This window comes from Pseudomonas oryzihabitans (genome assembly GCF_006384975.1).
In the GTDB taxonomy this organism is placed as follows: domain Bacteria; phylum Pseudomonadota; class Gammaproteobacteria; order Pseudomonadales; family Pseudomonadaceae; genus Chryseomonas; species Chryseomonas psychrotolerans_B.
The window spans coordinates 4,667,022-4,681,622 of record NZ_CP021645.1 but is presented as its reverse complement, the minus strand read 5'-3'; the positions used below and the strand labels follow the sequence as shown (position 1 = coordinate 4,681,622).

Annotated in this window: 7 protein-coding genes; 5 read left to right on the top strand and 2 right to left on the bottom strand. The window is 65.4% G+C overall.

What is annotated here, in order from left to right; translation table 11 throughout:
• Positions 1–83: 83 nt before the first annotated feature.
• The gene (gene glnE, locus CCZ28_RS21130) at positions 84–3,044 is read right to left on the bottom strand and encodes a bifunctional [glutamate--ammonia ligase]-adenylyl-L-tyrosine phosphorylase/[glutamate--ammonia-ligase] adenylyltransferase (RefSeq protein ID WP_140220729.1); all 2,961 of its coding nucleotides are present in this window, start codon (positions 3,042–3,044) and stop codon (positions 84–86) included.
• Between the two features lie 329 nt (positions 3,045–3,373).
• Here glnE and aceE point away from each other — a divergent pair, with 329 nt between their 5' ends.
• The 4 genes from aceE to msrA all read left to right on the top strand — a co-directional run bounded on the left by aceE (position 3,374) and on the right by msrA (position 11,627).
• Positions 3,374–6,016 carry a pyruvate dehydrogenase (acetyl-transferring), homodimeric type gene (aceE, locus tag CCZ28_RS21125; protein ID WP_140220728.1) on the top strand — a complete coding sequence of 881 codons (2,643 nt, stop codon included), beginning with the start codon at positions 3,374–3,376 and terminating at the stop codon, positions 6,014–6,016.
• Positions 6,017–6,044: 28 nt separating this feature from the next.
• Positions 6,045–8,018 carry a dihydrolipoyllysine-residue acetyltransferase gene (aceF, locus tag CCZ28_RS21120; protein ID WP_140220727.1) on the top strand — a complete coding sequence of 658 codons (1,974 nt, stop codon included), beginning with the start codon at positions 6,045–6,047 and terminating at the stop codon, positions 8,016–8,018.
• Positions 8,019–8,281: 263 nt separating this feature from the next.
• Positions 8,282–10,888 (top strand): putative bifunctional diguanylate cyclase/phosphodiesterase, encoded by a 2,607-nt coding sequence (locus CCZ28_RS21115; RefSeq protein ID WP_140220726.1) that lies wholly within the window; start codon positions 8,282–8,284, stop codon positions 10,886–10,888.
• Between the two features lie 79 nt (positions 10,889–10,967).
• Positions 10,968–11,627: a peptide-methionine (S)-S-oxide reductase MsrA gene (gene msrA / locus CCZ28_RS21110; protein WP_140220725.1), complete on the top strand. Its 660-nt coding sequence runs from the start codon at positions 10,968–10,970 to the stop codon at positions 11,625–11,627.
• Positions 11,628–11,801: 174 nt separating this feature from the next.
• Here the strand turns inward: msrA and CCZ28_RS21105 are convergent, their stop codons facing one another.
• The gene (locus CCZ28_RS21105; RefSeq protein ID WP_140220724.1) at positions 11,802–12,638 is read right to left on the bottom strand and encodes a 23S rRNA (adenine(2030)-N(6))-methyltransferase RlmJ; all 837 of its coding nucleotides are present in this window, start codon (positions 12,636–12,638) and stop codon (positions 11,802–11,804) included.
• Positions 12,639–12,767: 129 nt separating this feature from the next.
• On the opposite strand from CCZ28_RS21105, the gene CCZ28_RS21100 reads away from it, so the two are divergent.
• Positions 12,768–14,507, top strand: a complete 1,740-nt coding sequence (locus CCZ28_RS21100) for a potassium/proton antiporter (RefSeq protein ID WP_140220723.1) — start codon at positions 12,768–12,770, stop codon at positions 14,505–14,507.
• Positions 14,508–14,601 lie beyond the last annotated feature (94 nt).

Below are 14,601 nucleotides of genomic sequence, written 5' to 3'. Positions count from 1 at the left end.
CCGACTCCAGCCACATCAGGCCCTGCCTGATCGAAAGGTCCCGCTCGGACATCGACATCTTGACTCTCCTAACTGATGGCGGCCTAAAAGGTAGCCGGATTGCCAGACGGTGCGTCCAACCCCAGGCCGTGCCAGATGCGGCGCACTTCGTCGCGCTCGGCGAGAAAGCCATCGGCCGGCACCTTGCCCGGCTGTTTCTGCAAGACCAGGCGGTGCATCGCGGCGCGGTAGACCTTGTAGGCTTCGCGCAGGGCGATGGCGTCCGTGGCCGGTAACAGACCGACCGCTTCGAGGGATTCCAGGATGCGGATATTGTCGGGAAAACGCAGCAATTCGGGGTGCTGCCACGACCAGGCCAGAACGGCATATTGGACCATAAATTCGATATCGACGATACCGCCGGCATCCTGCTTGAGGTCGAACAGCTGCTCCGGCCGGCGCGCGTTCGGTCCCAGGCCACCGGCGGTGACCGCGGTGCCGAGGTTGTCGAGCATCTTGTCGCGCATGCTGGCCACCTCGGCCCGCAGCGTCGCCAGCTCCCGCTGCCGCCCCAGGATCCGCGCCCGCACGGCGTCGAAGCGCTCGCCCAGCCGCGGGCAACCCGCCACTACCCGCGCCCGCACCAGGGCCTGGTGCTCCCAGGTCCAGGCCTCGCTGCCCTGGTAGCGCTCGAAGGCCTCCAGCGAGCTGACCAGCAGCCCCGCCGCGCCGGACGGCCGCAGGCGCATGTCCACTTCATAGAGGGTACCCACCGGGGTGGTGGTGGTGAGCAGATGGATGATGCGTTGACCAAGGCGATTGAAAAACTGGGCGCCATCCAGGGGCTTGGCGCCATCGCTCTCGGCCAGGGGATCGGCATCGTGGATGAACACCAGGTCGAGGTCCGAGCCATGCCCCAGCTCGATGCCGCCGACCTTGCCGTAGCCGACGATGATGAAGTCCGGCTGGCAGGGCGAGCCATCGCGGCGCTGGGGGGTGCCGTGGCGCTGCACCAGTTGGCGCCAGGCCAGGCCGAACACCTCGGCGAGAATCACCTCGGCCAGCCAGGTGAGGTAGTCGCTCACCTTCATCAAGGGCAGGCTGCCGACGATCTCCGCCGCCGCCACCCGCAGGCTATGGGCGCGCTTGAAGTGGCGCAGCACGTCCATCTGCTGTTCCAGGTCTTCTTCGGGCAGGCGCATCAGCCGCTCGCGCAACTCGGCGGCCAGCTCCGGCTTCTGCGGCGGATTGTAGAGCCGGCCTTCGTTGAGCAATTCATCGAGCAGCGCCGGATAGCGGGCGATCTGCTCGGCTACCCAGGCGCTGGCGCCGCAGAGTTCCAACAGTCGCGCCAATGCCGGCGGATTCTCGCTGAGCAGGACCAGATAGGCGGAGCGCCGCGCCACCGCCTCCACCAACGGCAACACCCGCTCCAGCGCCCGGTCGGGCTGCTCGTCGACGCTCACCGCATCCAGCAGGCGCGGCATGAAGGCATCCAGCCGTTCGCGACCGGCGCGCTGCATGGCCCGCACCTGGCCACTGGCGCGCAACTGCGCCAGCAACTCCAGCGCCTGCTCCGGTGCCTGGAAACCCGCCTTGCGCAAACGCGCCAGGCTTTCCTCGGGGTCGAGCAGGTCTTCCCATAATGGCAGCCAGCTGTCTTCCAGCTCGGCGCTCTGGGCTTCTTCCTCCGGATCGGCGATGGTCTGCTGGAAATGCCAATCGACGCGCGTACGCCAGCCGTCTAGTGCCGCATAGAAGGCGTCCCAGTCGGCGTAGCCCATCAGGAAGGCCACCCGAGCCCGGTTCTGGGGGTCCACCGGCAGGGTCTGGGTCTGCTGATCGGCGATGGCCTGCAAGGCATGCTCGACATAACGCAAAAAACCATAGCCTTCGCGCAACTCGGCTTCGGCCGACGCCGGCAGATAGCCTCGCTCGCGCAAGCTGGTCAGCACCTTGAGCAGCGGCCGCTGTTGCAGTACCGGATCACGCCCGCCGTGGATCAGCTGATAAGCCTGGGCGATGAACTCCACCTCGCGGATGCCACCCGCGCCCAGCTTGACGTTGTCGGTCATGCCGCGCCGGCGCACCTCCTGCCGGATCAGCTGCTTCATGCTGCGCAAGGCTTCGATGGCGGAGAAATCCAGGTAACGCCGATAGACGAAGGGCCGCAACAGGGTCAGCAATTCGGCGCCACTGGCCTGGTCGCCACCGACCACCCGCGCCTTGATCATGGCGTAGCGCTCCCAGTCGCGCCCCTGGTCCTGATAATAGAGTTCCATGGCCGCGAAGCTCAGCACCAGGGCGCCGGCGCTGCCATAGGGGCGCAGACGCATGTCGACGCGGAAGACGAAGCCGTCCACGGTGACGGCGTCCAGCGCCTTGATCAGCCGCTGGCCGAGCCGGGTGAAGAATTCCTGGTTGTCCTGCTCGCGCCGCGCCCCGCGCGTCTCGCCCGCCTCGCCATAGGCGAAGATCAGGTCGATGTCGGAGGACAGATTGAGTTCGCCCGCGCCCAGCTTACCCATGCCCAGCACCACCAACTGCTGCGGCTCGCCACTATATTGACCGGTCGGCACGCCGAACTGGGCGCACTGCTGGGCGTACAGCCAGGCGCAGGCCTGGTCGATGCAGGCATCGGCCAGGTCGCTGAGGTCGCGGCAGGTTTCCACCAGGTCGGCCTGGCGGGTCAGGTCGCGCCAGACGATGCGTACCTGCTGCAGCATGCGGAAACGCCGCAAGCGCCGCCCCAACTCGGCTTCGTCCGGGCAGTCCGCCAGCACCTCGCGCAGCCGCTGCGCCATCTCCCCCGGCGCCAGCGCCTGGTGCAGGGCACCGCTGTCGACCAGTGCCAGGCAGGGCTCGGGCAGGCGACAGAATTGCTCGACGACGAAATCACTGAGCGCAGCCACCCGCCGCCATTCCGCGCGCAACGGCGCGGACCACTGCGCATGCCGAGCGGCAGCAGTCGACTCGCCGGCCAGAGCTTCGCCCAGGCGGCGCTCGGCGAGGTCGGCGCATGCGACGAGAGTAGGAGGCAGATCGGGACGAAGAGGCGGTATCATGGGCAGTCCTGCGCAAAGACAGTCGAACCCCGCCACCCCTGCTACGCCGCCGATTCCGGGGACATTCCGACGGACCACCCGGTCCGAGCGGGAACCGTTTCCATGTCCGCGGTTCGGAGTTCGCGAGCCCTGGAGCAGAGCGTTCGACAAACGTCGAATTGTTTTTTATCCATTTCAGCCGAGAGCTGAAACGAAATTGAATTTGTAGTAAAACTACACGCCGATCGGAACCGTCCGGTCATAAATCCAAGAATTTTCGCTGCCCCCAAGAGGCCGGCGGCGACCCTGAGGCGACCGATTCTGGAAGCCTTTCCGCCCTGGAGCAAGCCATGCAAGATCTCGATCCCGTCGAAACCCAGGAATGGCTGGACGCCCTGGAGTCCGTCCTCGACCACGAAGGCGAGGAGCGCGTTCATTATCTGATGACCCGCATGGGCGAACTGGCCACCCGCAGTGGTACCCAGCTGCCCTACTCCATCACCACCCCCTATCGCAACACCATTCCAGTGACCAAGGAAGCCCATATGCCGGGCGACCTGTTCATGGAGCGCCGTATCCGCTCGCTGGTCCGCTGGAATGCCCTGGCGATGGTCATGCGCGCCAACCTCAAGGATCCGGATCTGGGTGGCCACATCTCCACCTTCGCCTCCAGCGCCACCCTCTATGACATCGGCTTCAACTATTTCTGGAAAGCGCCCAACGAAGAGCACGGCGGCGACCTGATCTACTATCAGGGCCACGCCTCGCCCGGCGTCTACGCCCGTGCCTTCCTGGAAGGCCGCCTCTCCGAAGACCAGATGAACAACTTCCGCCAGGAAGTGGACGGCAAGGGCCTGTCGAGCTACCCGCACCCGCACCTGATGCCCGACTTCTGGCAGTTCCCGACCGTCTCCATGGGTCTGGGCCCCATCACCGCCATCTACCAGGCCCGCTTCATGAAGTACCTGGAGAACCGCGGCTACATCCCGGCCGGCAAGCAGAAGGTCTGGTGCTTCATCGGCGACGGCGAGTGCGACGAGCCGGAAACCCTGGGTGCCATCTCCCTGGCCGGCCGCGAGAACCTCGACAACCTGATCTTCGTCATCAACTGCAACCTGCAGCGCCTCGACGGCCCGGTACGCGGCAACGGCAAGATCGTCCAGGAACTGGAAGGCATCTTCCGCGGCGCCGACTGGAACGTCACCAAGGTCCTCTGGGGCCGCATGTGGGACCCGCTGTTCGCCCGCGACACCGAAGGTCGCATGCAGCAGCGCATGGACGCCGTGGTCGACGGTGAATACCAGAACTACAAGGCCAAAGACGGTGCCTATGTGCGCAAGCACTTCTTCGGCGCCAATCCCGAGCTGCTCAAGATGGTCGAGGACCTGTCCGACGACGAGATCTGGAAGCTCAACCGTGGCGGTCACGACCCCTACAAGGTCTATGCGGCCTACCACCAGGCGGTCAACCACAAGGGCCAGCCCACCGTCATCCTGGCCAAGACCATCAAGGGCTACGGCACCGGTGCGGGCGAAGCCAAGAACACCGCGCACAACACCAAGAAGGTCGATGTGGAGTCGCTGAAGAAATTCCGCGATCGCTTCGACATCCCGCTGAACGACTCCCAGCTCAGCGAGCTGCCCTTCTATCGCCCGGCCGACGACAGCGCCGAGATGAAGTACCTGATGAGCCGCCGCGAAGCCCTGGGCGGCCACCTGCCCCAGCGTCGCGCCCGCAGCATCAGCATCCCCACCCCGCCGCTGGACACCCTGAAGGCGGTGCTGGACGGCTCCGGCGATCGCGAGATCTCCACCACCATGGCCTTCGGCCGCATCCTGTCGCAACTGGTCAAGGACAAGGACCTGGGCAAGCGCATCGTGCCCATCCTCGCCGACGAGGCCCGTACCTTCGGCATGGAAGGCATGTTCCGCCAGCTGGGCATCTACTCGCCCCACGGCCAGCTCTATGAGCCGGTCGACCGCGACCAGGTGATGTACTACCGCGAAGAGAAGGATGGCCAGATCCTCCAGGAAGGCCTCAACGAGGCCGGCGCCATGTCCTCCTTCATCGCCGCCGGTACCGCCTACAGCAACTACAACCAGCCAATGCTGCCGGTCTACATCTTCTATTCGATGTTCGGCTTCCAGCGCATCGGCGACCTGGCCTGGGCGGCGGGCGATGCCCAGACCCGCGGCTTCCTGCTCGGCGGCACCTCCGGCCGCACCACCCTGAACGGTGAAGGCCTGCAGCACGAGGACGGTCACAGCCACATCCTGGCCGGCACCATCCCCAACTGCCGCAGCTACGATCCCACCTATGCCTACGAGCTGGCGGTGATCATGCGCGAAGGCATCCATCAGATGATGGAACTGCAGCAGAGCGTCTTCTACTACATCACCGTGATGAACGAGAACTACCAGCAGCCGGCCATGCCCGAAGGTGTCGAGGAAGGCATCATCAAGGGCATGTACCTGCTGGAAGAAGAGAAAGGCGACTTCAAGCACCGCGTCCAGCTGCTGGGCTCGGGCACCATCCTCAACGAGGTCCGCGCTGCCGCGAGCCTGCTGCGCGAGATGGGCGTCGGCGCCGACATCTGGAGCGTCACCAGCTTCAACGAACTGCGCCGTGAAGGCCTGGCCGTGGATCGCTGGAACCGCCTGCACCCGCTGGAAGAGCGCCGCCTGACCTACGTCGAGCAGTGCCTGGGCGAGCGCCAGGGTCCGGTCATCGCCTCCACCGACTACATGAAGCTGTTCGCCGACCAGATCCGCCAGTGGGTCCCCACCGAATTCCAGGTGCTGGGTACCGACGGCTTCGGTCGCAGCGACAGCCGCAAGAAGCTGCGTGATCACTTCGAGGTCGACCGCCGTTGGGTCGCCGTCGCCGCTCTGCAGGCGCTGGCCAACCAAGGCAAGCTGGAACGCAAGGTCGTGGCCGACGCCATCACCAAGTTCGGCATCGACACCGAGAAGCGCAATCCCCTGGATTGCTGATGCGGCACACGGATAAGAGGAAACAATTGTGAGCGAGACCATCCGCGTACCCGACATCGGCAGTGGCGACGGCGAAGTCATCGAGCTGCTGGTGAAGGTCGGCGATACCGTCGAGGCCGAACAGAGCCTGGTGGTGCTGGAGTCCGACAAGGCCAGCATGGAGATCCCGGCCCCCAAGGCCGGCAAGATCGCCGCCCTGCACATCAAGGTCGGCGACACCCTCAAGACCGGTGATCTGCTGATCGACCTGGAAGGTGACGACGCTGCCTCCGGTAGCGAACCCGCCGCCGAACCCAAGGCCGAGTCCAAGCAGACCCAGGTCGAGGAAAGCGAAACCCCGACGCCGGCCGGCGACGAGGACGCTTCGGCGTCCGCCGGTGAAGGCGAGTCCCAGGAGATCCACGTTCCGGACATCGGCTCCAGCGGCAAGGCCAGCATCATCGAGGTGGCGGTCAAGCCCGGCGACACCATCGCCGCCGAGCAGACGCTGATCACCCTGGAATCCGACAAGGCCAGCATGGAAATCCCCTCCCCCGCCGCTGGCGTGGTGGAGAGCGTTTCCGTCAAGGTCGGCGACGAAGTGGGCACCGGCGATCTGATCCTGGTGCTCAAGGGCGCCGCCAATGCCAAGCCGAGCAAGAGCGTCGCCTCCACCGCTGGCGACAAGCCCGCGAAGGAAGCCGCCGAGCCCGAGCTGCACGAGGAAGCCGCCGCCGAGCCGGCCGGTGAATCGGTCGAGGAGATCAAGGTCCCCGACATCGGCTCCACCGGCAGCGCCAACGTCATCGAGGTGCTGGTCAAGGCCGGTGACCAAGTCAAGGCCGAGCAGTCGCTGATCGTGCTGGAGTCCGACAAGGCCAGCATGGAAATCCCGGCGCCCAAGGCGGGCGTGGTGGAAAGCGTCGCCATTAAGGTCAACGACCAGGCCAAGACCGGCGATCTGATCCTGACTCTGAAGGTGGCCGGTGCCGCGGCCAAGCCGGCTGCGGGCAACGCTGCCAGCGCCCCGGCGCCCGAGAAGAAAGCCGCGGCTCCGGCCAAGGCCACCGCTCCCGCCAGCGCGCCTGCCGCTGGCAAGGGCAAGAAGGTCCACGCCGGTCCGGCGGTGCGCATGGTCGCCCGCGAATTCGGCGTCGACCTGGGCGAGGTCACCCCGACCGGTCCCAAGGGCCGCATCCTCAAGGAAGACGTCCAGACCTACGTCAAGGATCAGCTGCAGAAGAGCAAGGCGGCCCCGGCCGCGGCTGCGGGTGCCACCGGTGGCGCCGGCATCCCGCCGATCCCCACCGTGGACTTCAGCAAGTTCGGCGAGATCGAAGAGGTGCCGATGACGCGCCTCATGCAGGTCGGTGCCGCCAACCTGCATCGCAGCTGGTTGAACGTGCCCCACGTCACCCAGTTCGACCAGTCCGACGTGACCGAGCTGGAAGCCTTCCGCGTCGGCCAGAAAGCCGTGGCGGAAAAGGCCGGCGTCAAGCTGACCATCCTGCCGTTCCTGCTCAAGGCCTGTGCCCATGTGCTCAAGGAGTTGCCGGACTTCAACGCCTCCCTGGCGCCCAGCGGCAAGGCGGTGATCCGCAAGAAGTACGTGCACATCGGCTTCGCCGTGGACACCCCGGACGGTCTGCTGGTCCCGGTCATCCGCAACGTCGACCAGAAGAGCCTCCTGCAACTCGCCGCCGAAGCCGCCCAACTGGCGGAAAAGGCGCGGACCAAGAAGCTCAGCGGCGACGACATGCAGGGCGCCTGCTTCACCATCTCCAGCCTGGGCCACATCGGCGGTATCGGCTTCACGCCGATCGTCAATGCCCCGGAAGTGGCGATCCTCGGCGTGTCCAAGGCCAGCATGCAGCCGGTCTGGGACGGCAAGGCCTTCCAGCCGCGCCTGATGCTGCCGCTGTCGCTGTCCTACGATCACCGCGTGATCAACGGGGCCGCCGCGGCGCGCTTCACCAAGCGCCTGGGCGATCTGCTGGCGGAAATCCGCGGGCTGCTGCTATAAGCCAAACAGGACGGTAGCCGACTCGGCTACCGCTTCCTGACAAAAAATAAGAAACCCCGCTCGTGCGGGGTTTCTGTCTTATGGTCGATTGAAACGGTAGGATGGCCGCTCGGCGCCTACTTGTGTGTACCCGGCCTCATCGGGCACCCTTATTAGTCATCTGATATCGCCAGTGGCGGAAAGGAAAAAGGATTAATGATTTACCTGCCCTTTCCGATAACCCAAGGGTATCCATCCGTCTTCACAAGGACGCGAACACGCGCATGAGTATTCACTCCGACGCTGCCGATGCCGCGGTAGCCGATCAAGCAGGCGCCCTGAGCGCTCCTGCTCGGTTGGGCTTGCTGCGCTTCGAGCGTCTGAACGAAGCCTCCTGGGCGATGCTCTACCTCGATCCGCGCTGCGAAACCAGCCTCGGCCTCCCCGCGCAGGCGTTGTGCTCCTTGATCGACGCCCCCTACGCCAGCCTGATGGAGCCCAGCGTGCGGCATCGCCTGCACGAGGACATCCAGCTGCAGCTCGCCGAACACGGCAGCTACCAGGTCAGTTACCTGTTCCACTCGCCCGATGCCCCCTATCACGTCATAGAGGTGGGAGAAAGCCTGCAACGCCATGGGCGTCCCCTGCTGCGCGGCTATCTATTGCGGGTGATGGGCAACGAGGCACTGACCGGCGAATGGGAAGCCCATACCCTGGCCCTGCGTTCCACCCTGGCGCTGCTGCAGGAAATCCAGGACTTGGACAAACAGCGGTTGGTACTGGCGCAGGCGCGGCAGACGCTGCTGCTGGAGCTGTCCCGCTGTGCGGTGCGCAAGCCCCCCTCGGACAGCGAGCTTGCGAAACTCCTGCTTAGCCATGGCCCTGCCGCCTTCACCGTCGACCAGGTGAGCCTATGGCGCCTCGACGACAACGGCCTGACCTGTCTGACCAGTGACGAGCGGATAACGACGCCGTGCAGCGATCATCAAAGGCGCTTGCGCGAGCAGGGCTTGATCGAAGATGCCAGCCAGGTACTGCAGCCACCGAACACGGCCGCCGGTACCGCCCTCGATGTCGCCCTGATCCATGACGACACCCTGACCGGCCTGCTGTGCCTGCGCCGTGCCCAGGCTGCCACCTGGGAAGCCGGAGACGTCGGCTTCGCCCGCGACCTGGCGGATTGCCTGGCTGCGCTGGTGCACGGTCAAGAGCGGCCACCGGAGCGCGGCCATCCGCTCACCCGGGTGATGGAAGCCAGTACCGACGCCTTCCTGCTGCTGGACGCCGATGGCCGCCTGGAACATGCCACCGACAGCTTCACCCGGATTACCGGCTACCCCAACACCCGGATCCAGGGCACCCTCATCGAAGCCCTGCCCGCGCTGGAAAACTGGAGCGAGCTGCTCTACGAAGCCTGGCAACGTCTCGCGCACCAGGACAGCTGGCAAGGCGAACTACGCTGCTACCGGCGCGATGGCGAAAGCTACTGGGGCATGCTGTCGCTGTCCAAGATCCTGCAACCCAACGGCGAGCTGCAGGGCTATTTGGGGATCTTCCAGAACACCAGCAAGATCCGCTTCGCCCAGCAACAAAACGACGAGGTGGTCTTCCGCGACAGCCTCACGGGCCTGGCCAACCGCAACCATTTCATCGCCCGCCTGGAAGCCCGCCTGGAACAGTCCAACGCCAATCGCGAGCACTCGCTGCTGCTGGTGGACATCGACAACTTCAAGCGGGTCAACGATAGCCTCGGACACCACATCGGCGACCAGTTGCTGGTTGGCCTGGCCCGCCGCCTGCGCACGGCGCTGGGCAAGAGCGCGCTGATCGCCCGTATCGCCAGCAACGAATTCGCCGTCCTGCTCGAAGGGATGGACGCGGTCGCCGCGGCCGCTCTGGCGCGCGACACCCTGGTCGCCCTCGATCCGCCTCTGTATGTAGAAGGTCACCCCACCCTGATCAGTTGCTCGATCGGCCTGACCACCGCGCGGCCGCACGAGACGGATCCGCAGACCCTGATCAAGCACGCCGGTCTCGCCCTGCACCGGGCCAAGGCCAATGGCGGCCATCAGGTCCAGGTGTTCACCGAGGCACTGATCGCCGAGGTCAGCCACAAGCTGTTCATGCAGAACAATTTGCGCCGTGCGCTGGAGCAGAACGAGCTGCTGATGCACTACCAGCCCAAGGTCTGCCTCAAGCGCGCCAAGTTGCTTGGCCTGGAAGCCCTGATCCGCTGGCAGCATCCGGAAAAGGGCATGATCCGGCCGGACCAGTTCATCAGCGTCGCCGAGGAAACCGGTCTCATCGTGCCCATCGGCAAGTGGGTGATCCGCGAGGTCTGCCGCCAGTTGCACCAGTTGGATGCCGCGGGCTTCGGCGACCTGCAGATCGCCATCAACCTGTCGCCCAAGCAATTCACCGATCCGGATCTGGTGCAGTCCTTCGTCACCATCCTCGAAGAAGAAGGCATCGCCCCCCAGCGCCTGGAACTGGAGCTCACCGAAAGCCTGCTGCTGGATGCCACCGACGCTACCCGCGAAACCCTGGAAGCCCTCAAGCGCCTGGGCATGAGCCTGGCGATGGACGACTTCGGCACCGGTTACTCGTCGCTCAGCTACTTGAAAAAATTCCCCATCGACATCATCAAGATCGACAGGAGTTTCATCAAGGACATCCCGGACAACCAGGACGACATGGAAATCACCTCCGCGGTGATCGCCATGGCCCACAACCTGCGGTTGCAGGTGGTTGCCGAGGGCATCGAGACGACCGAACAGCTGGCCTTCCTGCGTCATCACCGCTGCGATATCGGCCAGGGTTATCTGTTCGACAAGCCGATCCCGGCCGAGCAACTCGATACCGCCCTGGCGCGTTATCTACCGATGCTCTGAGCTGCCGAGCGGCACCGACCCTGCCTGGGCGATTTGCGTACACTGGGTGTTTCGCCAGGCCTTTCCAACGAGGTAACCCATGGTCCTGCGTTCCGAAATCTTGACCAAGAAGACCCATCTGCCCTCCGCCGACCAGGCACTCCCCGGCCGGGAAACACCCCTGGCGGTACCCGAGGCGCATTTCGTCAACGGCCATCCGCTCAAGGCACCCTTCCCCACCGGGCTGCAAAGCCTGGTCGTCGGCATGGGGTGTTTCTGGGGCGTGGAACGGCGCTTCTGGCAGCAGCCGGGCGTCTGGACCACCGCTGCGGGCTATGCCGGCGGGCACACGCCCAACCCGACCTACGAAGAGGTCTGCTCGGGCCTGACCGGCCATACCGAGGTGGTGCTGGTGGTGTTCGACCCGGCGCAAACCTCGCTGGAAGCGCTGCTGAAGATCTTCTGGGAAGCCCACGATCCGACCCAGGGCATGCGCCAGGGCAACGATGTCGGCACCCAGTACCGCTCGGCGCTGTACTACACCGACGAGCGCCAGCGCGAAGCCTTCGAGGCCAGCCAAGCCGCCTTCCAGGCCAAGCTGGCCGAGGCGGGTTATGGCGAGATCACCACCGAGATCGCCCCGCTACCGCCCTTCTATTACGCCGAGGCCTACCATCAGCAGTATCTGGCGAAGAATCCCAACGGCTATTGCGGCCTGGCCGGTACCGGCGTCTGCCTGCCACCGAGCCTGGCGGTCTGATCCCGAGCCGCGCTAGCGGCTCCCTGTTGGGCTTCGGCGGTAGAGCCGCCTCAACCCAACCTACGCCAGGTCGCTCTCGTAGGTTGGGTTGAGCACAGCGAAGCCCAACAGCGCCAGGCTCAGCACCACCCTGTGGGGCTCCCGGCGCTAGAGCCGCCTCAATCCAGCCTACATCTATTCCGCAATCAACCAATCCAACTGCCAGCTACCTTCGCCCTGAGCCAGGTGCGCGGCCAACCAGGGCAGCAGCTCGCGCAGCTCTTCCTCCAGCCCCCAGGGCGGATTGACGATGGCGAGGCCGGAGCCATTGAGACGACCGGGATCATCCGCCGCACGGATCAGCAATTCCGCCTGCAACAGCTTGGGTGCGCCACTGCCCTGCAGCCCGGCATAGAAGCGCTTGAGCTGGCGACGATCCTTGATCGGATACCAGAGGGCGATCACCGTCTGGCGCATGCGGCCGATGGCCTCCTGCACCGCCTTGACGCAACGCTCCAGCTCGTCGGCCTTCTCGAAGGGCGGATCGATCAGCAGCAGGGCCCGTCGCTCGTTCACCGGCAGCAGCGCGCGCGGCAACAACCAGCCGTCCTTCTGGTGCACCGCCACGCGACGATCGCCCGCCATGTTCTCCTTGAGCAACCGCCCGTCTTCGGGATGCAGCTCGTTGAGCAGCAACCGGTCCTGGGGTCGCAGGGCCTGGCGCATCAATTCGGGCGAGCCGGGGTAGTAACGCAGGGCACCGTCGGGATTGAGCGCCGCCACCGCCTCGCGGTAGCCGGCAAAGGCCGCGGGCGCGTTTTCCAACCCCCAGAGCCGGCCGATACCCTCGCGCCATTCGTCGGTACGGCTGGCCTGGTCGCCGGCCAGGTCGTAGCGACCGACACCGGAATGACTGTCCAGATAGACAAAGGGGGCTTCCTTGCGCGCCAGCAAGGCGGCCAGGCGCAGCAGGGTGGCGTGCTTGAAGACGTCGGCGTGGTTGCCGGCGTGGAAGGCGTGTCGGTAATTCATGGGATACTCCAGCGTCAGCCCTACAGTGTACCGTCTTCCTCCACCGCCAGCGGCGCTGCGCTTTGACACCCCGGCCGCCCAGCGGGTTAAATCCCCAGGTTCTTCAATCCTTTGCCATAGGAGTCGCGCTTGGACGCCGTCACCATCAACAGCTTGTTCTTGATCGGTGCGGTGCTGATCGGCCTGTCGATTCTGGTCAGCTCGATTTCCTCGCGGATCGGCATCCCGATCCTGGTGATCTTCTTGGTGGTCGGCATGTTCGCCGGGGTCGACGGACCCGGGCACATCGCCTTCGACAACTATCCGATGGCCTACCTGGTCGGCAACCTGGCCCTGGCGGTGATCCTGCTAGACGGCGGCATGCGCACCCGGGTGTCGAGTTTCCGGGTGGCACTCTGGCCGGCCTTGTCGCTGGCCACCGTGGGGGTGATGATCACCACCGGCCTGACTGGCCTCGCCGCGGCCTGGCTGTTCAATCTCAGCCTGCTGCAAGGCCTGCTGATCGGCGCCATCGTCGGCTCCACCGATGCCGCTGCGGTATTCTCCCTGCTCGGTGGCCGCGGCCTCAACGAACGGGTCACCGCCAGCCTGGAGATCGAGTCGGGCAGCAACGATCCCATGGCGGTGTTCCTCACCGTCACCCTCATCGAGATGCTCGCCAGCGGCCAGACCGGTTTCACCTGGAGCTTGCTCGGTCACTTCGTCAGTGAATTCGCCATCGGCGGCATCATCGGCCTGGGCGGCGGCTGGCTGCTGCTGCAACTGATCAACCGTATCCACCTGGCCGACGGCCTCTATCCGCTACTGGCCATCAGCGGCGGCCTGCTGATCTTCGCCCTGACCAACGCCGCCCACGGCAGCGGCATCCTCGCCGTGTACCTGGCTGGCCTGCTGCTGGGCAACCGGCCGATTCGCAGCCGGCACAGCATGCTGCACATGCTCGACGGCATGGCCTGGCTGGCGCAGATCGGCATGTTCCTGGTGCTGGGCCTGCTGGTGGAGCCGCATAACCTGCTGCCCATCGCCCTGCCCGCCCTGGGTTTGGCGCTATGGATGATCCTGGTGGCCCGCCCGCTGTCGGTGGCCATTGGCCTGCTGCCCTTCCGCGCCTTCCACGACCGTGAGAAGGCCTTCATCGCCTGGGTCGGCCTGCGCGGCGCCGTGCCCATCATCCTCGCGGTGTTCCCGATGATGGCCGGTCTGCCCCAGGCGCAGCTGTTCTTCAACGTAGCCTTCTTCATCGTGCTGGTGTCGCTGCTGGTACAGGGCTCCAGCCTGCCGCTAGCGGCCAAGCTGCTGAAGGTGACCGTCCCCCCGGAGCCGGCGCCCTTCTCCCGCGCCGGCCTGCAGGTGCACCCCACCAGCGAGTGGGAGCTGTTCATCTATCGCCTGGGCGCCGAGAAATGGTGCATCGGCGCGGCGCTACGCGAACTGAAGATGCCCGAGGGTACCCGCATCGCCGCGCTGTTCCGTGGCGAGACCCTGCTGCACCCTTCGGGCAGTACCACCCTGGAAGCCGGCGACATCCTCTGCGTAGTCGGCCATGAGCACGACCTGCCCGCCCTGGGCCGGCTGTTCAGCCAGGCACCGCAGCAGACCCAGAGATTCTTTGGCGACTTCGTCCTGGAAGCCGATGCCGAACTCAGCGCCGTCGCGGCCCTGTACGGCCTGCAACTGGGCAATGTGGACGGCAACCAGCGACTCGGCACCTTCATCACCCACGAAATCGGTGGCGAACCCATCGTCGGCGACCTGGTGGAGTGGAACGGCCTGGTATGGATCGTGGCCGCCATCGAGAACCAGCGCGTGCGCAAGGTGGGGGTGAAGTTTCCCGAAGGCAGCAGCAGCGGACCCGCGCTCTTTCTATAGGAGACGACGGACCGGGTTCGCGGCTTGGACGGCCCTGCCTTGCACCCCGGGCAGCCTGGCTTTAACCTCGCGCCTTTCCACTGCCCGACGCCTG

Coding starts and splice junctions, on each gene's coding strand:
- CCZ28_RS21115 (WP_140220726.1), top strand. CDS start 8,282: ATGAGTATTCACTCCGACGCTGCCGATGCCGCGGTAGCCGATCAAGCA.
- glnE (WP_140220729.1), bottom strand. CDS start 3,044: ATGATACCGCCTCTTCGTCCCGATCTGCCTCCTACTCTCGTCGCATGC.
- aceE (WP_140220728.1), top strand. CDS start 3,374: ATGCAAGATCTCGATCCCGTCGAAACCCAGGAATGGCTGGACGCCCTG.
- msrA (WP_140220725.1), top strand. CDS start 10,968: ATGGTCCTGCGTTCCGAAATCTTGACCAAGAAGACCCATCTGCCCTCC.
- CCZ28_RS21105 (WP_140220724.1), bottom strand. CDS start 12,638: ATGAATTACCGACACGCCTTCCACGCCGGCAACCACGCCGACGTCTTC.